The sequence below is a fragment of the Cupriavidus sp. 30B13 genome (genome assembly GCF_049059565.2).
Taxonomy (GTDB): Bacteria; Pseudomonadota; Gammaproteobacteria; order Burkholderiales; family Burkholderiaceae; genus Cupriavidus.
On sequence record NZ_CP188224.1, the window covers coordinates 1706327 to 1726235 of the forward strand.

The window sequence follows — 19909 nt, forward strand, 5'->3', positions numbered from 1 at the left end:
GGCCGCGATCCGCGGGCTTACCAGCTGGTTTCGCGCTCGGGCGTGGCCGAGATGCGGTGCAGCGAGAGGTCCGCGCCGTTGTATTCGGATTCGGCATCGAGGCGGATGCCGACCAGTTTCTTCAGCGTGCCGTAGACCACGGTGCCGCCGACCAGCGCGATGACGATGCCCAGCAAGGTGCCGATCAGCTGCGCGCCCAGAGAGACGCCGCCGATGCCGCCCAGCGCGCGGGCGCCGAAGATGCCCGCGGCAATGCCGCCCCACGCGCCGCACAGCCCGTGCAGCGGCCACACGCCCAGCACGTCGTCGATGTGCCATTTGTTCTGGGCTAGCGTAAACAGATAGACGAACAGCACGCCGGCAATGCCGCCGGTGATCAGCGCGCCCAGCGGATGCATCAGGTCCGAGCCCGCGCACACCGCCACCAGCCCGGCCAGCGGTCCGTTGTAGGCAAAGCCGGGATCGTTGCGGCCGGCCGCCCACGCCGCCAGCGTGCCGCCGGCCATCGCCATCAGGGAGTTGATGGCCACCAGCCCGCTGATCTTGTCGACGGTCTGCGCGCTCATGACGTTGAAGCCGAACCAGCCCACCGCCAGCACCCAGGCGCCCAGCGCCAGGAACGGGATGTTGGAGGGCGGATGCGCGCTGATGCGGCCATCTTTCTGGTAGCGGCCGCGGCGCGCGCCCAGCAGCAGGATGGCCGGCAGCGCGATCCAGCCGCCCATGGCATGGACCACCACCGAGCCGGCGAAGTCATGGAAAGGCGCGCCCGCCACCGAGGCGATCCAGTCCTGCACGCCGAAGCGGTTGTTCCACGCAATGCCTTCGAAGAAGGGATAGACCAGGCCGACCAGCACGAAGGTCGCCACCAGTTGCGGGTTGAAACGGGAACGCTCGGCAATGCCGCCCGAGATAATCGCCGGGATGGCCGCGGCAAATGTTGCCAGGAAGAAGAACTTCACCAGCTCATAACCGCTGCGTTGCGCCAGCGTCTGGGCGCTGGCGAGGAACTCCACGCCATAAGCCACCGTATAGCCGATAAAGAAATAGGCAATCGTGGATATGGCGAAATCCACCAAAATCTTGACCAGCGCATTGACCTGGTTTTTCTTGCGTACGGTGCCGAGTTCAAGAAACGCAAAGCCCGCATGCATGGCGAGCACCATGATCGCCCCTAACAGGATGAACAGGGCATCGGTGCCGCTCTTCCAATTGTCCATACATTCCTCGTGCTCAAAATGGGAGCACCCGTACGCAATAACCGTTCCAGAGATGAGCCGGAAAGGTGCGGACCTGCACTGTCTTGGTGGTTTCTGCACTGGTTTGTGGCCGGTGGCGGCCCGGCGCCGGGAAGCGGGCGCTGGAATTGTGGGCGGCGAACGGGCAGAATGACGCCTTGCGCCTCGCGAGGACGGTGGAATGGCGATTGCCGGACCTGCGCCAAAATGATGCGGCGCATCGATTTGGGGCATCGACGCAGCGGCGGCCTGCACCAAAATGATTCTCTTCGCCGCATCGGTGCATGCGCCGGCGCCGGCCGGCATGCGCGGCGCGGCCTTTGCCACGATGGCGCCGGCGGCGCTTCCGGGCCGCTTCGAGGCAGCTTCGGGGCCGCAACAAGGGCCGGCATCCCGGCCCCGGATCCGGCCGGCGGGCGACCCCGGCGCACGGACGCGCGTTCGAATTCGACTACTCTCAGTGACCGTATTTGAAAGCGCGAAAAAGGAGTGTAAATTCCCCGCAAAGGCGCTTGACTCAAGGATTTGCGGCTTTTTTCGTTGCATTGGTGCCACTGGGGATTGCCCAATGCGCAAAGCGCGGATTAGACTGCGCCGATCGGTAATTTGCCGCGTGGCAGACACTCCGATGACGACGACCAACAAGGGAAATCAGCCATGAATAAAGGTGAACTGGTATCTGCCATCGCCGCTGACGCGGAACTGAGCAATGCTGCAGCAGAGCGCGCGCTGAATGCCGCTCTGGACAACATTAAGAAGGCGGTTGCCAAGGGGGATTCGGTGACGCTGGTGGGTTTCGGCAGCTTCGGCTCGGGCAAGCGCGCAGCGCGCACCGGCCGCAACCCGCGCACCGGCGAAACCATCAAGATTCCGGCCGCCAAGACGGTGAAGTTTTCCGCCGGCCAAGGCTTCAAGGACGCTGTGAACAAGAAGAAGTAAGCAGTCCGCGTCTGCAGCGCATTTGAAATGAGAAGGCGGCCTCGAAGGCCGCTTTTTTATTGCCCGCCAGGGCGCCCGCACCGGCCCGTGCGCGCCCGCGCGGGCGCGGCGGCGGCGCCGTTCCGGGTTACACTGCCGGTCATCGGCGCGGGCCCGCGCGGACCCGCCCGGCGGCCCCCAGAATCCGGATTTTCATCATGAACGACCTGTCCCACCAGCTTTCCATGACCGTGTTGATGACACCGGACATGGCCAACTTCTCCGGCAACGTGCACGGCGGCACCATCCTCAAGTACCTCGACATGGTGGCCTACGCCTGCGCCAGCCGCTACGCGGGGCGCTACGTGGTGACGCTGTCGGTCGACCAGGTGGTGTTCCGCCAGCCCATCCACGTGGGCGAACTGGTGACCTTCCTGGCGGCGGTCAATTTCACCGGCCGCAGCTCGATGGAGATCGGCATCAAGGTGGTGACGGAGAACATCCGCAGCAAGCTCGTGCGCCATACCAACAGCTGCTACTTCACCATGGTGGCGGTGGACGACAACGGCAGCCCGGCCGAAGTGCCGCCGCTGCAGCCGCGCGACGAGGTGGAGCGCCAGCGCTTCGCCGCCGCGCAGGCGCGCCGCCAGCTGCGCCAGGAAATGGAAAAGCGGCATGACGAGATCACCGGCAAGGCATCCTGAGATGGCGGACGCGGCCATGCAGACCATGAAGAACAGCGCGCGGGTCCTCGCCATGCTGGCGCTGCTGGCACCGGCGCTGCCGGCGCAGGCCGAGGAAATCGGCAGCGTCAGCACGAATTTCCGCGTGACCGGCTCCGACAAGGTGGTGATCGAAGCCTACGACGATCCCGTGGTCGCGGGCGTGACCTGCTATGTCTCGCGCGCGCGCACCGGCGGCATCAAGGGATCGCTGGGCATGGCGGAGGACCCGCCCGAAGCCTCGATCGCGTGCCGCCAGGTGGGGCCGATCTCGTTCAAGGAGCCGCTGCGCCAGCAGGACAATGTGTTCTCCGAGCGCATGTCGATCCTGTTCAAGGCGCTGCACGTGGTGCGCACGGTCGACCGCAAGCGCAACACGCTGGTCTACCTGACGTATTCCGACCGCATCGTGTCAGGCAGCCCGCAGAACAGCGTGACCGCGGTGCCGGTGGCCGCGGACATGCCGATTCCCGTCAAGTAACGGCGCGGCGGACGTCGCGGGCACCCATCGCCCGCGTTCCCCAGGCATTCCTACCCGTCGAGCCAGGCGCGCATGGCCGGCTCGCGATCATTCCATCCACATATCCGGAGAAGACAAGATGACTCAGCAAGGCAAGGTAGCACTGGTGACGGGCGCGGCCCGCGGCATCGGCAAGGCGGTGGCGCAGGCGCTGCTGGCAGCGGGCTACCGCGTGGTGTTCGCCGGCCGCACGGCAGAGCCGCTCGAGGCGCTGGCCGCGCAGGCGCGCGCGGACGGCCACGTGGCGCTGGCCGTGCAGTGCGACGTGGGCGACCCCGCCTCCGTGGAGCGTCTGTTCGAGGCAGTCCGCAAGGAGTTCGGCCGGCTCGACGTGCTGTTCAACAATGCCGGCATCAACGCGCCGGCGGTGCCGATCGACGAATTGTCGGTCGAGCAGTGGCTGGCGGTGGTCAACACCAACCTCACCGGCGTCTTCCTGTGCTCGCGCGCGGCGTTCGCGCTGATGAAGTCGCAGAGCCCGCGCGGCGGCCGCATCATCAACAACGGTTCGATCTCGGCGCATGCGCCGCGGCCGAACACCGTGCCGTACACGGCCACCAAGCACGCCATCACCGGCCTGACCAAGAGCCTTTCGCTCGATGGCCGCGCCCACGACATCGCCTGCGGCCAGATCGACATCGGCAACGCCGCCACCGACATGGCCTCGCGCATGGCGCGCGGCGTGCCGCAGGCCAACGGCGAGATCGCGCCGGAGCCGCTGATGGACGTGGCCCACGTGGCCAGCTCCGTGGTCCACATGGCCAACTTGCCGCTCGACGCCAACGTGCAGTTCATGACCGTGATGGCCACCAAGATGCCCTTCGTCGGGCGCGGCTGACCAATGCGCGGCGCCGGCCGCTATGGCGCCGTCAGCGCCGCGCGCTCGGCGGCGCAGTCGCCGGCGGGCCGCAGGCCCCTGGCGCGCGCCTCGGCCAGCTCGGCCTTGGCGGCGGCGAGGTCGGCGCGGAACGCGGGGTCGGCATGCAGCCGCGCCACCGCCGCCGCGCCCATGATGCGGCCCTGCATGGCGTCGCTCTGCCAGTGCACGTTGCAGACCAGGCGGCTCTGGCCGTAGGCCAGGCCGCGCGCGAGGATCGCATCGGACTGCTGCGGCGAAGTCTCCGCCAGGATCAGCGCCCACGCCCAGCCCACGGCATTGTGCCCGGACGGGTAGGAGCCATCCTTGGCCAGCTTGGGTTCGTCTTCCGGCGTGCAGGTCGGCGCGTGGTTGACCATGAACGGGCGGGGCCGCGCGTATTTGTTCTTGACGCCGTAGGTCGACAGCCCGGCATCGGCCAGCGTGCGGCGCAGCAGCAGGTAGAGCCGCGGCGTCTGCTCCTGCGACACCGGCGCGTCGAGCGCGCAGGCGAAGATCTGCGCCGCCTGCGGGAATTTCAGGTTGGCATCGGCGGTGGCCTGGCGCCAGCGCGCGGAGCCGCGCAAGGGCAGGTTCGCGCGCGCGATCTCGTCGTCCTGCGCCTGCGCGGCGGAGCCCGGCGCCGGCGGCGGGGGCACCAGGCGCAGGCTGTCGGGGCGCTCGCCGGCCGGCAGGTAGCCGGCCAGCACGCCGGGGCGGATTTCCGGCACCGCGGCGGCGCTGCCGTCCTGTGTCCGGACGGCGCAGCCGGCGGCCATCGCGGCGGCCGCCACGGTCGCCGCGATGGCGGGCAGGGCATGTGTGCGTTTGATCTGCATGGGATTCCTTCGCTTGGCTTCTGTCCTTCGATTGCTTCCGTGCGCGCAAGCGGCGTCAGGCCGCGTCGAACATCTTGCGCAGCGTCGACTTCAGGATCTTGCCATTGGCATTGCGCGGCAGCATCTCCGGGCAGAACACGATCCGCACCGGCACCTTGAACGCGGCCAGCCGCTCGCCCACGAAGGCCTGGAGCTCGGCCTCGCCGACCTGCGCGCCGGGCTTGAGCGCCACCACCGCGGCCGGCTCCTCGCCCAGCGTGCGGTGGGCGATGCCTACCAGCGCGGCGTCCATCACCGCCGGATGGTCATAGAGGGCGCTTTCCACCTCGATGCAGTAGATGTTCTCGCCGCCGCGGATCAGCATGTCCTTCATGCGGTCCACGACGTAGAGGAAGCCTTCCTCGTCCAGCCGCGCGATGTCGCCGGTCTTGAGCCAGCCGTCGACGAAGGTCTGCGCGGTGGCTTCGGGCTTGTTCCAGTAGCCGCGCACCACGTTGGCGCCGCGCACCATCAGTTCGCCGGCCTCGCCCGCGGGCAGCGTGCGCCCGCGCCCGTCCACGATCTTCATCTCGCCGACGGGCAGGGCGGGGCCGCCGCTTTCCGGGCGCGCCACGTATTCCTCGCCGCTGTGGCTGGTGAAGGTGGCCGAGGTTTCTGTCATGCCCCAGCCGATGCCCGGCGCGGATCGCGGGAACACCTCGGTGATGCGGCGGACCAGCTCGGCCGAGGCGGGCGCGCCGCCGTAGTTCATGTTCTCCAGCGATGACAGGTCGAAGCGCGCGCGCTCGGGGTGCTCGATGATCTGCCACGCGATGGTCGGCACGCCGCCGGCGGCCGTGCAGCGCTCGCGCTCGATCAGCTCCATGGCGCGCACCGGTTCCCAGCGGCGCATCAGCACGATCTTGCTGCCGTTGGCCAGCGCGCCGTTGAGCGCCGCCATGCAGCCGGTGACGTGGAAGAACGGCACCGCCAGCAGCATGCCTTTCTGCGGCGCCTGCGGATCGGGCGCGGGAATGGCCTCGCCGCGGCGCAGGTAGTTGCGCATCGGGCTGAACAGGCCGGCCACCGCCACCGTGGCCGAATTGCGGTGCGTGCCGAGCGCGCCCTTGGGTTTGCCGGTGGTGCCCGAGGTGTAGAAGATGGTGGCGTCGTCGTCGGGCTCGATGGCGATGTCCGGCACCGGCAGCGCGGGCAGCGCGTGCCACCGGTGCGGCGTGCCGAGCAGGCTTTCCAGGGCGGCGATGCGCGCGTCGCCGTGCGCCGCGCCGGCGGCGCGGCTGACGTAGATCTTCTCCAGCGCCGGGCAGCCGGGCAGGTGTTCGAGGATGCGGCCCAGGCGCTCGTCGTCGACGAAGGCGATCCGGCTGCCCGAATCGGCCAGGCCGTATTCGAGCTCGGCGCCGGTCCACCACGCATTGAGCGGCGTGACGATGGCGCCGGCCAGCAAGGCGCCGTAGAAGATGGCCGGCCACTCGGGCAGGTTGCGCATGGCCAGCGCCACGCGGTCGCCCTTGCGCACGCCGTCGCGGATCAGCGCGTGGGCAACCGTCAGCGCGGCGCGGCCGAAGGCGTCGTACGAGACCCGTTCGTCCTCGTAGACGACGAAGGTCTTGCCGCCCAGCGCGCGGGCCTGCAGGAACAGTTCGCGCAGCGTGGGCGGCGCGTTCTTGAAGACGGTGGTGGGAATGCCGCGGATGACGCGCGTCTCGGTCTCGAAGGGCGCGCCGGGCGCGGTGAGGCGGGCATGCGCCTCGGCCAGGCTGATGGCCGGCCACGACGTGGCCGCTTGCGGTTGGTTCGACATCGGTGTCTCCCTGACTGCATGGCGGAACCCGGCCTGCGCCGGCGCGCGGGCGCCAGGGCAGGCGCCGCCGCCGGCAGCGGGGCCGCGGAAGGAACAGCGTGAGCGACAGCAAGGGCGGGAACGGGCGTTCCCGCGCGGCTCAGATCGTCACGCCGCCGTCCACCACCATCGCCTGGCCGGTCATGAAGGTGCTGGCCGCCGAGGCCAGGAACACCGCCGCGCCGGCGATCTCCACCGGCTCGCCGATGCGGCGCAGCGGGGCGCCTTGCGTCGATTGCTTGTAGCGCTCCGGGTCTTCCCACAGCGCGCGCGCGAAATCGGTCTTGATCAGCCCCGGCGCGATGCAGTTCACGCGCACGTTGTGCGGGCCGAACTCCACCGCGAGGTTGCGCGCGAGCTGGAAGTCGGCCGCCTTCGACACGTTGTACACGCCGATGGTGGGCGAGCCGCGCAGCCCGCCGATGGACGACACGATGATGATGGAGCCGTCGCGGCGCCCGATCATCTGCGGCGCGACCATCTGGATCAGCCAGTGGTTGGAGATGACGTTGTTGTCCAGCACCTTGCGGAACTGTTCGTCGGTGACGCCGCTCATCGGCCCGTAGTAGGGATTGGAGGCGGCGTTGCAGACCAGCACGTCGATCTTGCCGAAGGCGCGGTTGGTCTCGTCCACCAGGTGCTGCAGGTCTTCCTTGGAGGAGATGTTGGCGGGCACGGCGATGGCGGTGCCCGCGCCGTGCTTGCCATTGATGGCGTCGACGACTTCCTGGCAGGCTTCGGCCTTGCGCGAGGAAATCACCACTCGGGCGCCCTGTACCGCCATCTGTTCCGCAATGGCGCGGCCGATGCCGCGCGAAGAGCCGGTGACGATGGCAACCTTGCCGGTCAGGTCGAACAATGACATGCGTGTCTCCTGGTTTCCGGGTCCTCGCCGCGCGGGACCGGATGTTTTGTGAAAGCGTGATCGGATGCAGGCCGCGCCGCCGGAGCGCCGGCGGCGCGGCACAATGTTACCGCCCGGTAGATTATGGTTGGGCGGCATGGCTCAGTCCACCCGGAAATCGGCGGCGGCCCCGGCTTATCAGTGTTTTTTCTGCCGGCAATTCACGCGGTGCATGGCTGTGTTCTGCACAGTGGGAGGCGGTATGCTGTCCGGCGCGGCGGCGGGACCGGCCGCACTGGGGGAGATACGCTGCATGCTTTGGCAGATCAGGAACACCGGCGTCGCGCTGCTGGGCGCCATCCACGTACTCGATGCGCCGCTCGCGGCGCTGGCGCCGGCGGCCGAGCAGGCTTACCGCGCGGCGGCGCGCGTGGTCTTCGAGGTGGCGCTGGACCGCGTGCCCGATGGCGGCGCGGCCTATTTCCCGGAAGGGGACGGCCTTGGCCGGCATCTCGCGCCCGCCGTGCTCGGGCAGGTGCGGGCGCTGTGGCAGGACTTCGGCCTGCGCGCCGCCGAGCTGGAGCGCCTGCGTCCGGTGTTCGCGGCGCTGCACCTGCAGTTCGCGCTGGCGGCGCGGCAGGGCATCGTGGCGCAGCACGGCGTGGACCGCTACCTGTGGACGCGCGCGCAGGCCGACGGGCTGCCCGCCGAGGCGCTCGAAGACGCCAGCGACGCGCTGCGCCTGCTGCAGGGGGTGCCGCTGCACGAACAGGTCGACATGCTGTCGTTCTTCGCCGCGCAGCCGCAGGCGGCCGCCGCCGAGCCCGCCGACATGGTGCGCTGGTGGCGCCAGGGGCAGGCCGCGCCGTTCGCGGCGCTGCTGGCGCAGCGGCGCGCGCAGTGGCCGGCCACGCTGGCGGCGCTGGTGGATGCGCGCAACCGGCTGTGGATGCCGAAGATCCTGGCGCTGATTGCCGCCCGCACGCCGGCCCTGGTGGTGGTCGGCGCGCTGCACCTGGTCGGCGAGACCGGGCTGCCGGCGCTGCTCGCGCAGGCGGGATTCGACGCGCAGCCGGCCGCGGCGTGAGACGCGCGGCGGCGCTCAGGCGCGCCCGCTCTCCAGCAGCGCGGGCAGCACCGCCTCCAGCGCCTGCGCATCGGCGGGCTCCAGCGCAAGGCCGAAGCGCCCGGCAAGCAGCGCGAGCACGGCGCCGGGCGTGTCCAGCCGCTCGCGCTGCAGGCCGCCGTCGGCCGCGCGCACGCTGAAATCGCCGTTCAGCAGCGTCAGCCGCGCGTCGCCCTGCGAGCGGGCCACGGCGAGTCCCTTGCGGAAGAAGCTGTCCGGATGGGTCGCGGTGTACCAGTTGCGCGCCTCGTAGTCGATCTCCTGCTGCGGCGACAGGTCGAAGCGGTAGAGGCGCAGCCAGCCGTCGGCGCCGCGCACTTCCATGTCGTACAGGTGGAAGGCGCCGTCGCCGGCCTCGGCCGGCGTCAGCCGGTAGGGGAACGCCGCGTCGGCCTCGGCGGCCGGCGGCAACGGCAGCGCGCGATAGGGCGTGGGGCCGCCGAAGCCCACGTCGACGATATGGCTCAGATGCGCGGCTTCCACGCGCAGCAGCATGTGCGACTGCATGGTCGGCACGCCGTCCGGCACGTGCCAGCGCACGCGCGCGGCCAGCGGCGTGACGCCGTAGCCGAGCGCGCGCAGCGCGGCGGCCAGCAAGGTGTTGTGCTCGAAGCAATAGCCGCCGCGGCGCCGCGCCACCAGCTTGTCGAACACCGCGTCGATGCCGATGCGCACGGGGCGCTGCAGCAGCACGTCGATGTTCTCGAACGGGATCCACGCCAGGTGCGCGGCGATCAGGCTGTCCAGCGCGGCGCGGTCCGGCGCCGGCGGCCGCGCGTGGCCGATGCGGTCGAGATAGGCCTGCAGGCGGGCGTGGTCCAGCCTGGTCATGGGCGCGTTCATATGGGGCAGGTGGGACATAGGGGGCAAGTGGGCATGCGGGGTCAGGACAGCGCCAGCAGCGCCGGCACGTCGAGCAGTTCGATATCGGCGTAATGCAGGCGCAGCAGCCCGCGCGCTTCCAGTTCGCGCAGCGCGTGGTTGACGGTCTGGCGCGACAGCCCGAGCATCTGGCCGAGCTGCTCCTGCGGGATGTGCACGGAGCGGCGCTCCCTGCCGGGCAGGTCGCCATAGGCCTGCGCCACCGCCACCAGCCGGCGCGCGGTGCGCGCCAGCGGCGGCAGCACCTGGGTTTCCTCCACGTAATGAAAGGCCTCGCGCGTCTTGGCCGCCAGCAGCTTGCCGAATTCGCGCCACCATTGGGGATGCTGCGCCAGCATGGCGTACAGCTTGTCGCGCTGCAGGTGCAGCACGGTGGCCGCGCTGGTGGCGTGCGCATCGTGGGTGCGCGCCAGGCCGTCGAACAGGCAGATCTCGCCGAACCACGCGCCCGGCGCCAGCAGGCCGAGCAGGGCGGCCTTGCCGGCCGCGCTGTGGGCGTCGATCTGCAGCGTGCCGGCGAGCACGGCGAAGATGCCGTCGAAGGCATCGCCGCGCGCGAACAGCAACTGGCCGGCGGCCAGCCGGCGCGGCACGGCGTCGCGCAGCAGCGCGTCCTGCATGGCCGGCGGCAGCCCCGCGAACCAGTTGCCCGCGCGCAGCACCGGCAGCGGATCGGGCGCCTGCGCCGGCTGCGTGCGTTGCGTTGCGCCCATCCTGGTCTCCTCCCGTCGTCGCGCCTCTCTGCCCGCTTGCCCGCTTGTCCGCCAGCCCGCCTGGTGCGTTCCCGCCCGCAGGCGCCGCGGGACTGTCAAAAACCGGACAGACCGGCTTCGTGCCGCCCATTACGATACCGCCACAACCGGCCGCGCCACAAGCCGCAAGGCGCGCGGCGGTACCCCCGAGACGGCAGGAGACCCGCTTGAAAACACTGATCGAGCACCTCGCGAACTACGCGGCCTACCACCGCGATCCGCGCAATGTGTTCACGCATTTTATCGGCATTCCGATGATCGTCCTGGCCGTGACCACGCTGCTCGCGCGCCCGGCCATGCCGCTCGGCGACGGCGCGGCCTACCTGACTCCGGCGATGGTGCTGTACGCGCTGTCGTGCCTGTTCTACCTGCGCCTGTCGGCCGGCTTCGGGGTGGCGATGACGCTGATCCTGGCGGGCTTCGTCTACCTCGGCGGCATGCTGGCGGCGCTGTCCACCGGCGCCTGGCTGGCCTGGGGCATCGGGCTGTTCGTGGCGGGCTGGGCGATCCAGTTCATCGGCCACTATTACGAAGGCCGCAAGCCGGCCTTCGTCGACGACCTGTCCGGCCTGGTGGTGGGACCGCTGTTCCTGGTGGCCGAAACCGCCTTCGCCATCGGCCTGGCGCGCGACACGCGCGAGGCCGTCAGCGCCCACGCGCACTGAGCCGGCCGCGCGCCGGGCCGCGCGCCTACCGGGCCTGCGCCAGCAGCCAGCCGCGCAGCTGCAGCACCTTGTCGTCGGGTGCCAGCCCGCGCCGGTGCGCGAAATAATAGGCCTTGCGGCTTTCGGCTTCCGCCGGCAGCGCGGCCAGCGGCACCACCAGCCGTCCCTGCGCCAGTTCCTCGGCGATCAGGATGCGCGGGATCAGCGCCACGCCCACGCCGGCAGCGGCGGCCTGCGCCAGCATGGTGTAGAGATCGTAGCGCGGGCCGCGCATGGCCTGCGCCGGCAGCGCCGTGCCGGCCGCCGCCAGCCAGTCGTCCCAGGCGCGCAGGCGCGTGGCCAGGTGGAGCAGCGGCAGCTCGAGCAGTTGCGCCAGGTCCAGCCGCTTGCGCCGCCCCAGCAATGACGGACTGCACACCGGCACCGAGGGGCCTTCCTGCAGGATGCGCTCGCCCTCGGTGCCCGGCCACAATCCCTCGCCGTAGTAGATCGCCGCGTCGAAGGCGGTGTCGCTGAGCTCGAACGCCTCGGTGCGCGACGACAAGTGCAGCGTCAGGTCCGGCAGGGCCTGCGCCAGCTGCGGCAGGCGCGGAATCAGCCACTGGCTGGCGAAGGTGGGGCCGATGGCCAGCTCGATGGCGCGCCCGCGCGGGCGCTGCGCCATCACGTCCAGCGTGACCTGCTCGATCTGGTCGAGCCGCTCGCGCACTTCCTCGGCATAGGTGCCGCCGGCCGGCGTCAGCGCGATGCGCTTGCGGATGCGGTGGAACAGCGGCACGCCCAGGCGCGCCTCCAGCCCGGCGATCTGCCGGCAGACGGCGCTTTCGGTCACCGCCAGCTCGTCGGCGGCGCGGGTGAAGCTGCCCAGCCGCGCGGCGGCCTCGAACATCTGCAGCGCGGTGAGGCTGGGTATGCCTTTGCGCATAGTGCGTTTTGGGAAGGAAGTTGATGCGAAGTTATCAATTGTACGAAGTCCGGCGCGGTCTCACAATAAGGCCGCCGGGAGGCTCCAGACTCTCTCCATCCCCCGAAAACAAACGATTTCCAGCGTATCGACCATGACCAAGCCGAATCTGCAACGCCTTCTCGAGACCATCTGCGGCGAAGCACAGGCAACCGAGTTGCTGCAATTGATGAATGTTTCTCCCGAGTTGCTGACCGCCGGCAGCGACACGGCCAGCCGCGCCGAAGTGGCGCAGGCCCTCAACATGGTGCTGTTCGCCGGCATCCTGGAGCGCGTGCCCACCGGCATGGCCTATACCCGCGACGTGATCCGGGCCGGCGGCCAGGTGGTGTTCGACCACGGCGCGCTGCGCACCGTGAAGTGGGACTGCGGCAGCCTGCCCGGCGGCGAGATCGCCTTCACCCGCATCCTGGGCCCGCTGGGCTACCGCCTCAACGGCACCTATCCGCTCGAGCGCATCGGCATGACCGGCCGCTCCTACGCGCACGCCGACCTGCCCGACGACATCGCCCAGTACTTCCTGAGCGAGCTGCACCCGGAGCGCTTCAGCGCCGGCTTCCAGGCCGCCGTGTCGCGCGTGGTGTCCGCTTCCGCCGATCCGCTGGGCGAGGACGCCGTGGTGCAGCTTGCCGTGCTCGAGCGCGACGCCAGCCTGCCGATGGCCGACGCCGCGCGCCTGGTGCCGCAGCTGGCCGCCTGCTTCGAGCGCCACCATGCCGAGCCGGCGCTGGCCGACTACGAGCTGCTGCTCGAGGAATCGGCCGAGATGGCCTGGATCGCCACCGAGGGCAACGCCTTCAACCACGCCACCGACCGCGTGGCCGACGTGCGCGCCGTGGCCGACGCCCAGCGCGGCCTGGGCCGCCCGATCAAGGACACGGTGGAAGTCTCGCGCTCGGGCCGCGTGCTGCAGACCGCGTTCAAGGCCGACCCGGTCGAGCGCGGCTTCGTCGGCGCGGACGGCGCCATCGTCAGGCGCACCGTGCCGGGCTCGTTCTACGAGTTCATCACGCGCGACTTCGTGCCTGCCGCCGAGGGCGCCGCCGGCACGCTGGACCTGTCCTTCGACGCCGGCAACGCGCAGGGCATCTTCAAGATGACCGCGGCCTGCTGAGGCGCCTGCGCGTTCAGGGCTGGCCCGCCGGCAGCGTCAGGCGGGCCAGCAGGCCGCCCAGCTCGCCGCGGCCCAGCTCCAGGCCGCCGCCGTAGAGCGCGGCCATCTCGCTGACGATGGCCAGCCCCAGGCCGCTGCCCGCGGCGGCTTCGTCGAGCCGCCCGAAGCGGGCCGTGGCCAGCGCGCGCGCCGCCTCCGGCATGCCGGGGCCATCGTCTTCCACGCGCACTTCCAGCATTTCCCCTCGTTCGGCCAGCGTCACGCGCACGCGCGCGGCGGCCCACTGGCAGGCATTGTCGAGCAGGTTGCCGAGGATCTCGGTCAGGTCCTGGCGGTCGCCGGCAAAGTGTCCTTCCCCCGCTACCTCGATGGCGATCGCGCGCCCGGCATGCAGCCGCGCCAGCGCGCGCGCCAGCTCGGCCGCGGCCGGGCCGGCCTCGATGCGCGCGCCGCGCGCGCTGGCCGCGCCGGCCGCGCGCGCGCGCGCCAGGTGCCGGTCCACTTGGCGGCGCATGGCCTCCACCTGCGCGGCGGCGGCGCGGGCCGCGTCGCCGGGCAGGCGCGCGGCCTCGTTGGCGAGGACGGCCAGCGGCGTCTTGACCGCGTGGGCCAGATCGGCGGCCTGCCGGCGCGAGCGCTCCAGCGCATCGGCATTGCGCGCCAGCAGGCTGTTGATTTCGTTGACCAGCGGCACCACCTCCGACGGCCACGTGCCGCCCAGGCGGCTTTCGCGGCGTGCCTGCATGGCCGACAGCGCCTGGCGCAGGCGCGCCAGCGGCGCCAGGCCGAACTTCACCTGCGCGGCCACCGCCAGCAGCAGCCCGGCGCCCAGCGCGGTGAGCGACCATGCCAGCAGCCGGTTGAACGCCTGGCGCGCGGCGCGCAGCTCGGTGCGGTCCAGCGCCACCGAGAGCGTCACCGGCGTATCGGCCGAAGCCAGCACGATCGGCCGCGACACCACCAGCAGCGACTGGCCGTTGGGCCCGGGACGCACCTCGGCGTGGCTGCCGGCCACCTTGCTGTCGACCGTGGCCGGCATGTCCGCGTCCCACAGCGAGCGCGAGCGCAGCGTGTTGCCGCCGCCCTGCGCCTGCCAGTAGGCGCCGGAATAGGGCAGCTCGTAGCGCGGGTCGGCCGGCGCGCGCGTCAGCGCCAGCTTGCCGTCGGCGCCCCAGTCCAGCGCGGCGGCCAGGCTGGCGAGCTGGTTGTCGAGCTGGCGCACGTAGGTCTGGCTGACGTGGCGGGCGAACAGCGTGGACAGCAGCCAGCCGGTGCCGCCGAGCGCGGCGGCCAGCCAGATGGCCGCCACCGCGAGCAGGCGCAGCGCGAGGGACTGGCGCATGGCTCAGCGCGTCCCGGGCGCGGGCGGCGGGCGCAGCCGGTAGCCCTGGCCGCGCACCGTCTCGATCACGTCCACGCCGAGCTTGCGCCGCAGGCGGCCGACGAAGACCTCGATGGTATTGCTGTCGCGGTCGAAATCCTGCGCGTAGATATGCCCGGTCAGGGTGGCCTTGCTGACGATGGCGCCCGGGTGGTGCATCAGGTAGTCCAGCACCTTGAACTCATGCGCGGTCAGCACCACGGCCGCGCCGTCCACCGTGGCCACGCCGGTGCGCGGGTTCAGCCGCAGCGGGCCGCAGGCCAGCTCCGGCGCCGGCATGCCGTGGGCGCGGCGGATCAGCGCGCGGATGCGGGCCAGCAGCTCTTCCATGCGAAAGGGCTTGGCGAGGTAGTCGTCGGCGCCGGCGTCGATGCCTTCGACCTTGTCGGTCCAGCTGTCGCGCGCGGTCAGGATCAGCACCGGCACGTTGACCTGCGCGGCGCGCCAGCGGCGCAGCACCGACAGGCCGTCCAGCCCGGGCAGGCCGAGGTCGAGCACCACCGCGTCGTACGGCTCGGTGGCGCCGAGGTGGCAGCCGTCGATGCCGTCGGCGGCCGTGTCGACCGCGTAGCCGGCGTCGGCCAGGCTGGCGTGGACCTGGGCGGCGAGCGTGGCTTCGTCTTCCACCAGAAGGATGCGCATGCGGATTCAGGGTTTTTTGCGGGCCTGGTCGAGGTCGCGCCCCTTGGCCTTGAGCAGGGCCGCGGTGCGGGCGTCGTATTCGAGCTTGGCGACGGCGCCGGTGGGCAGCAGCAGCTTGACCTCGTACTGCCAGAGGCCGTCGTCGCGGTCGAGCTTGACGCCGATCACGTCGCCGGCGTATTGCGCCGCGACCGTCTCCAGGATGCGCGTGAGGGGCAGGATCTCGCCCGACTGCACCGCGGCGCGCGCGCGGTCGGCGTCGCTGTCGGCATGCGCGGGCGGCGCGGCGCCGAGCAGCAGCGCCGCCGCCGCCAGCAGCGGCGGCAGCGCGCGCGGCATGCGCGACGGCGGGGAAGGGCGGGGCGTGCGGCGGGCGGGGGGGCCTGGTTTCATCGGGCGCAGTGTGCGTGGTCTTGCCTGAACGGAGGCTGAACGCGGTGCTCAGGCGCGGTTCAGGGAGCGCTCGCCACAATGGGCGCCTTCCATCGTTACCGCCTCCCGGGAGCCAGTCCATGCAAGCTGTTCGTGCCGCCAATGATAGTCCTTCCCGCCGCCGTCCCGGCGCCGCGCGCGGCGCGCTGCTGCTCGCCGGCGCGGTCGCGGCGGTGCTGCTCGCGGTGCTGGCGCCGTTCTGGGCGCAGGCCGATGCGCGCGCGGTGCTGCATGAATGGAAGCACCTGGACGGCGGGCTGCTGATGATCGCGCTCGGCACGCTGGTGCTCGGGCCGGTGCTGGCGTTCGGGCTCGACGCATGATGTGCACGTTCACCCACGAAGACCTGATGGCCGCGGCCGGGATGCAGGGCGTGCGCATCGAGAAGCACGACATCCTGGTGATCCGCACCGGCTGGACCGGCTCGTTCTACCAGCGCGGCCCGGCCGAGTTCTACCGCGATTTCGTCGAGCCGGGCCTGACCTACAGCCCGGCGCTGGTCGAGTGGTTCCATCACATGGAGATCCCCAACCTTGTCACCGACACCATCGCCAACGAGGTCACGGTGGACCCGGAGTCGGGCGTGGTCCTGCCGCTGCACAATGCGCTGATGCGCAACCTCGGCGTGACGCTGACCGAGATCGCTCAGCTCGACCCGCTCGCCGACGACTGCGCCGCGGACGGACAATGGACCTTTCTCTACACGGCGGCTCCGCTCAAGGTGGTCAACGGCAGCGGCGCGCCGGTCAACCCGGTGGCGATCAAGTAGGTCCGGGGCCGGCCGGCGCGGTCCGCGCGCCGGCCGGCATTGCCGCATTCGATCCGCATCCCCGCCGAGGTGCCCCATGACGACCTACGAAGCCAGACCGTGGCTCTCCAGCCACGACGCCGGCCAGCCGCACACCATCGCGCCGCAGTACGCCGATGTGCTGTCGATCTTCCGCGACGCCGTGCGCCGCGCGCCCGCCGGCGCGGCCATCCACTATTTCGACGCCACGCTCGACTATGCCGAGCTGGACCAGATATCCGACGCGCTGGCGGTGGCGCTGTCGGCGCGCGGCTGCGCCCGCGGCGAGCGCGTGGCGCTGTACCTGCAGAATGGCGGGCGGCTATTTCCATACCGGCGACGTCGGCTTCATGGATGCGCATGGCTGGTTCTACCTGGTCGACCGCAAGAAGGACATGATCGTCGCCGCCGGCTACAAGGTCTGGCCGCGCGAGGTGGAGGAGGTCCTCTACACGCACCCGGCGGTGCGCGAGGCGGCCGTGGTCGGCGTGCCCGACGCCTACCGCGGCGAGACCGTCAAGGCGGTGGTGAGCCTGAAGCCGGGCGCCAGCGCCATGCCGCAGGCGCCGCTGGCCTGGTGCAAGGAGCGCATGGCGGCGTACAAATACCCGCGCGTGGTGGAGATCGTCGACGAGCTGCCGAAGACCGTGACCGGCAAGATCCTGCGCCGCGCGCTGCGCGGATAGGGGCGCCGCGCGCGCCGGTTTTTCCGCTGCCGGCGCCGCGCGCGGGCGCGCTTCGCGTTCACCGGCCGTTCCCCGTTTTCGTGTTTACCCCTTGTTTTCAGGGGCCAAAGCAGTGCGCGCTGCTGCTTCCACGCGACACAACGGCGCACCACGAGAGGAAAAAACCCGGAAAAACCCGGGGAAAACCCCGCTTTTTGCATCCGCATGCACGAAAACCCCTTGACGTGCGTTTGTTTCCGCTATGATTCAGTCGGTGTCGCGCGCCGACAGCCGGCCGGTCAAGAACCGGTGCGGCATCGGGTGCCACATCCCGTGCGACATCATTCTGTTCAACTCATATTCATCGATATGGCGACCAAAGCGAACCCGACCGCGAAGACTGCAACCAAGACCGCTGCCAAGAAGGCACCGGCAACCAAAGCACCCGTAAAGGCTGCCGCCAAGAAGGCCGCGCCGGCCAAGAAGGCTGCTCCCGCTGCTGCGGTAACCCCGAAGCCGCTGAAGGACACCTTCAACAAGTCGAGCCTGGTCGCTCACCTGGTAGCTCAGACCCAGCTGGACGCCAAGGCCGTGAAGACGGTGCTGGCCCATCTGGAAAACACCATCGTCAGCGCGCTGCACAAGAAGGGCGCCGGCGAGTTCACGCTGCCCGGCCTGATGAAGGTCACGGCGCAGCAAGTGCCGGCCAAGAAGAAGCGCTTCGGCAAGGACCCGTTCTCCGGTGAAGAGCGTTGGTTCCCGGCCAAGCCCGCCAGCGTCAAGGTCAAGGTACGCCCGCTGAAGAAGCTGAAGGACGCAGCCGCCGCCTGACCGGCGACTGTTCCGGGCTTGCGCGCAAGCCTGAGCCCAGCTTGAAGAAAAGGAGCCGCTCGCCGGCTCCTTTTTTGCATTCGGCGCCCGCGCATGCCGGTGCGCATCGTGACGGCGCGCCCGGCAGCGGCAGCGGCGCTGCCCTGCCGGTTTCACGCGGAACGGCGATAATCGCGGGGCCGCCGGCCCGGGGCCGGCACCTAGGAGCCTTCATGTTTTCTCGTCGTTACGGCGCGGTGTGGCTGTCCGCGCTGGCGCTGCTCGCGCTCGCCGCCCTTGCCGCCGTCCACCGCATCTCGCCGGCCTGGCTGGCCGCGCCGGTTGCCCTGCTGCTGGTCGGCTTGCACGATATCGGCCAGTCGCGCCACTCCATCCTGCGCAACTACCCGATCTGGGGCCACCTGCGCTTCTTCTTCGAATTCATCCGCCCGGAAATCCGCCAGTACTTCATCGAGGACGACACGCACGAGATGCCGTTCTCGCGCCAGCAGCGCAGCCTGGTCTACCAGCGCGCCAAGAACGAAGTGGACAGCCGGCCGTTCGGCACCGAGATCGACGTGCGCGTGGCCGGCCACGAATGGATCAGCCACTCGCTCGCGCCCACCCGCATCGCCTCGGCCGACTTCCGCGTCACCGTGGGCGAAGGCCGTGCCCAGCCCTATTCGCTGTCGGTGTTCAACGTGTCGGCCATGAGCTTCGGCGCGCTGTCCGGCAACGCGATCCGCTCGCTCAACCGCGGCGCCAGGATCGGCGGCTTCATCCATGACACCGGCGAAGGCTCGATCTCGCCCTATCACCGCGCCGAAGGCGGCGACCTGATCTGGGAAGTCGCCTCGGGCTACTTCGGCTGCCGCCGCGCCGACGGCGGCTTCGACCCCGACAAGTTCGCCGAGCAGGCCCGCTCGCCGCAGGTCAAGATGATCGAGGTCAAGCTCTCGCAAGGCGCCAAGCCCGGCCACGGCGGCGTGCTGCCGGCCGCCAAGGTGACCCCGGAGATCGCCGCCACGCGCGGCATCGGCATGGGCGAGGACTGCATCTCGCCGGCCACCCACAGCGAGTTCTCCACGCCGCTGGGCCTGCTGCAGTTCGTCGAGCGCCTGCGCAGCCTGTCCGGCGGCAAGCCCACCGGCTTCAAGCTGTGCATCGGCCATCCGTGGGAATTCTTCGGCATCGTCAAGGCCATGCTGGAATCGGGCATCCTGCCGGACTTCATCGTGGTGGACGGCGCCGAAGGCGGCACCGGCGCGGCGCCGCTGGAATTCGTCGATCACATCGGCGTGCCGCTGCAGGAGGGCTTGCTGCTGGTCCACAACACGCTGGTCGGCGCGAACCTGCGCGACAAGATCCGCATCGGCGCCAGCGGCAAGATCATCACCGCCTTCGACGTGGCCCGCACGCTCGCCACCGGCGCCGACTGGTGCAACTCCGCGCGCGGCTTCATGTTCGCGCTGGGCTGCGTGCAGGCGCAGAAATGCCATACCGACCGCTGCCCGGTCGGCGTGGCCACCCAGGACCCGGTGCGCCAGCGCGCCATCGTGGTGCCGGACAAGGCCCAGCGCGTGGCCAACTTCCACCGCCAGACCCTGCATGCGCTGCAGGAACTGCTGCAGGCCGCGGGCCTGCAGCATCCGGGCGACCTCGAGCCGCACCATATCGTGCGCCGCATCTCGCCCAACGAAGTGCGGCTGATGTCGGAGCTGCTCAAGTTCCTCGCGCCGGGCGACCTGCTCAACGGCAACTTCCGCTACCAGCTCTACGAGAAGTACTGGCCGCTGGCGCGCTCGGACAGCTTCGCGCTGTAAGGCGCTGACGCGGGCCGGCGGCATTCACGCGACATTCACGCGGCATTCACGTGGCGCGCCGTCCGTCCGCGCCGGCCCGCGGCGCC

Annotated in this window: 21 protein-coding genes and 1 pseudogene; 12 read left to right on the plus strand and 10 right to left on the minus strand. The window is 70.4% G+C overall.

The features are described from left to right. Positions 1-17: 17 nt before the first annotated feature. Entirely contained in the window at positions 18-1220 is a 1203-nt protein-coding gene (locus ACKI2N_RS26680) for an ammonium transporter (protein ID WP_420991828.1), read from the minus strand. A gap of 675 nt (positions 1221-1895) precedes the next feature. Here ACKI2N_RS26680 and ACKI2N_RS26685 point away from each other — a divergent pair. From ACKI2N_RS26685 to ACKI2N_RS26700, 4 genes are all read left to right on the plus strand, one after another. Further along, positions 1896-2177: an HU family DNA-binding protein gene (locus ACKI2N_RS26685; RefSeq protein WP_020202816.1), complete on the plus strand. Its 282-nt coding sequence runs from the start codon at positions 1896-1898 to the stop codon at positions 2175-2177. A gap of 197 nt (positions 2178-2374) precedes the next feature. After that, positions 2375-2860 (plus strand): acyl-CoA thioesterase, encoded by a 486-nt coding sequence (locus ACKI2N_RS26690; protein WP_420991829.1) that lies wholly within the window; start codon positions 2375-2377, stop codon positions 2858-2860. Positions 2861-2885: 25 nt separating this feature from the next. Beyond that, positions 2886-3359: a CreA family protein gene (locus ACKI2N_RS26695; protein ID WP_420992067.1), complete on the plus strand. Its 474-nt coding sequence runs from the start codon at positions 2886-2888 to the stop codon at positions 3357-3359. 118 nt (positions 3360-3477) lie between these two features. Next, complete coding sequence (locus ACKI2N_RS26700; protein ID WP_420991830.1) at positions 3478-4236, plus strand: SDR family oxidoreductase; 759 nt, start codon at positions 3478-3480, stop codon at positions 4234-4236. Positions 4237-4256: 20 nt separating this feature from the next. Here ACKI2N_RS26700 and ACKI2N_RS26705 read toward each other — a convergent pair whose 3' ends face one another. The 3 genes from ACKI2N_RS26705 to ACKI2N_RS26715 form a co-directional block, all read right to left on the minus strand. After that, a complete protein-coding gene (locus tag ACKI2N_RS26705) occupies positions 4257-5093 on the minus strand; it encodes an acid phosphatase (RefSeq protein WP_420991831.1) in 837 nt (278 codons plus the stop codon). A 55-nt stretch (positions 5094-5148) separates the two neighbouring features. Continuing rightward, positions 5149-6897: a class I adenylate-forming enzyme family protein gene (locus tag ACKI2N_RS26710; RefSeq protein WP_420991832.1), complete on the minus strand. Its 1749-nt coding sequence runs from the start codon at positions 6895-6897 to the stop codon at positions 5149-5151. A 139-nt stretch (positions 6898-7036) separates the two neighbouring features. Further along, positions 7037-7801, minus strand: a complete 765-nt coding sequence (locus tag ACKI2N_RS26715; RefSeq protein ID WP_420991833.1) for an SDR family oxidoreductase — start codon at positions 7799-7801, stop codon at positions 7037-7039. Between the two features lie 292 nt (positions 7802-8093). Here ACKI2N_RS26715 and ACKI2N_RS26720 point away from each other — a divergent pair, with 292 nt between their 5' ends. Further along, a complete protein-coding gene (locus tag ACKI2N_RS26720; RefSeq protein WP_420991834.1) occupies positions 8094-8867 on the plus strand; it encodes a TraB/GumN family protein in 774 nt (257 codons plus the stop codon). Positions 8868-8882: 15 nt separating this feature from the next. Here ACKI2N_RS26720 and ACKI2N_RS26725 read toward each other — a convergent pair whose 3' ends face one another. Together ACKI2N_RS26725 and ACKI2N_RS26730 are read right to left on the minus strand one after the other, a co-directional pair. Beyond that, entirely contained in the window at positions 8883-9737 is an 855-nt protein-coding gene (locus tag ACKI2N_RS26725; protein WP_420991836.1) for an arylamine N-acetyltransferase family protein, read from the minus strand. Positions 9738-9790: 53 nt separating this feature from the next. Continuing rightward, positions 9791-10501: a Crp/Fnr family transcriptional regulator gene (locus tag ACKI2N_RS26730; RefSeq protein WP_420991837.1), complete on the minus strand. Its 711-nt coding sequence runs from the start codon at positions 10499-10501 to the stop codon at positions 9791-9793. A gap of 206 nt (positions 10502-10707) precedes the next feature. Between ACKI2N_RS26730 and ACKI2N_RS26735 the strand changes: the two genes are divergently transcribed. Beyond that, on the plus strand, positions 10708-11205 hold the full coding sequence (locus tag ACKI2N_RS26735) for a DUF962 domain-containing protein (RefSeq protein ID WP_420991838.1): 498 nt from the start codon (positions 10708-10710) through the stop codon (positions 11203-11205). Between the two features lie 25 nt (positions 11206-11230). Here ACKI2N_RS26735 and ACKI2N_RS26740 read toward each other — a convergent pair whose 3' ends face one another. Next, on the minus strand, positions 11231-12130 hold the full coding sequence (locus tag ACKI2N_RS26740; protein WP_420991839.1) for a LysR substrate-binding domain-containing protein: 900 nt from the start codon (positions 12128-12130) through the stop codon (positions 11231-11233). 133 nt (positions 12131-12263) lie between these two features. Between ACKI2N_RS26740 and ACKI2N_RS26745 the strand changes: the two genes are divergently transcribed. Further along, positions 12264-13283, plus strand: a complete 1020-nt coding sequence (locus ACKI2N_RS26745) for a DUF1338 domain-containing protein (RefSeq protein WP_420991840.1) — start codon at positions 12264-12266, stop codon at positions 13281-13283. A 13-nt stretch (positions 13284-13296) separates the two neighbouring features. On the opposite strand, the gene ACKI2N_RS26750 is transcribed toward ACKI2N_RS26745, so the two are convergent. The 3 genes from ACKI2N_RS26750 to ACKI2N_RS26760 are packed head-to-tail and all read right to left on the minus strand — an operon-like array spanning position 13297 to position 15645. Continuing rightward, positions 13297-14625, minus strand: coding sequence for a sensor histidine kinase (locus ACKI2N_RS26750; protein ID WP_420991841.1), 1329 nt, complete (start codon positions 14623-14625; stop codon positions 13297-13299). Between the two features lie 3 nt (positions 14626-14628). After that, entirely contained in the window at positions 14629-15306 is a 678-nt protein-coding gene (locus ACKI2N_RS26755) for a response regulator transcription factor (RefSeq protein ID WP_420991842.1), read from the minus strand. 6 nt (positions 15307-15312) lie between these two features. Beyond that, complete coding sequence (locus ACKI2N_RS26760) at positions 15313-15645, minus strand: PepSY domain-containing protein (RefSeq protein ID WP_420991843.1); 333 nt, start codon at positions 15643-15645, stop codon at positions 15313-15315. 173 nt (positions 15646-15818) lie between these two features. On the opposite strand from ACKI2N_RS26760, the gene ACKI2N_RS26765 reads away from it, so the two are divergent. The 5 genes and pseudogenes from ACKI2N_RS26765 to ACKI2N_RS26785 all read left to right on the plus strand — a co-directional run bounded on the left by ACKI2N_RS26765 (position 15819) and on the right by ACKI2N_RS26785 (position 19823). Then, the gene (locus tag ACKI2N_RS26765) at positions 15819-16061 is read left to right on the plus strand and encodes a hypothetical protein (protein ID WP_420991844.1); all 243 of its coding nucleotides are present in this window, start codon (positions 15819-15821) and stop codon (positions 16059-16061) included. Next, positions 16058-16507 carry a cyclase family protein gene (locus tag ACKI2N_RS26770; protein WP_420991845.1) on the plus strand — a complete coding sequence of 150 codons (450 nt, stop codon included), beginning with the start codon at positions 16058-16060 and terminating at the stop codon, positions 16505-16507. Before ACKI2N_RS26765 ends, ACKI2N_RS26770 begins: the two co-directional genes overlap by 4 nt. Positions 16508-16848: 341 nt before the next feature. After that, positions 16849-17211 (plus strand): annotated as a pseudogene (locus tag ACKI2N_RS26775) (AMP-binding enzyme); the annotation flags it as partial. Between the two features lie 348 nt (positions 17212-17559). After that, positions 17560-18021: an HU family DNA-binding protein gene (locus ACKI2N_RS26780; protein WP_420991846.1), complete on the plus strand. Its 462-nt coding sequence runs from the start codon at positions 17560-17562 to the stop codon at positions 18019-18021. A 212-nt stretch (positions 18022-18233) separates the two neighbouring features. Next, positions 18234-19823 carry an FMN-binding glutamate synthase family protein gene (locus ACKI2N_RS26785; protein WP_420991847.1) on the plus strand — a complete coding sequence of 530 codons (1590 nt, stop codon included), beginning with the start codon at positions 18234-18236 and terminating at the stop codon, positions 19821-19823. Positions 19824-19909: the final 86 nt, after the last annotated feature.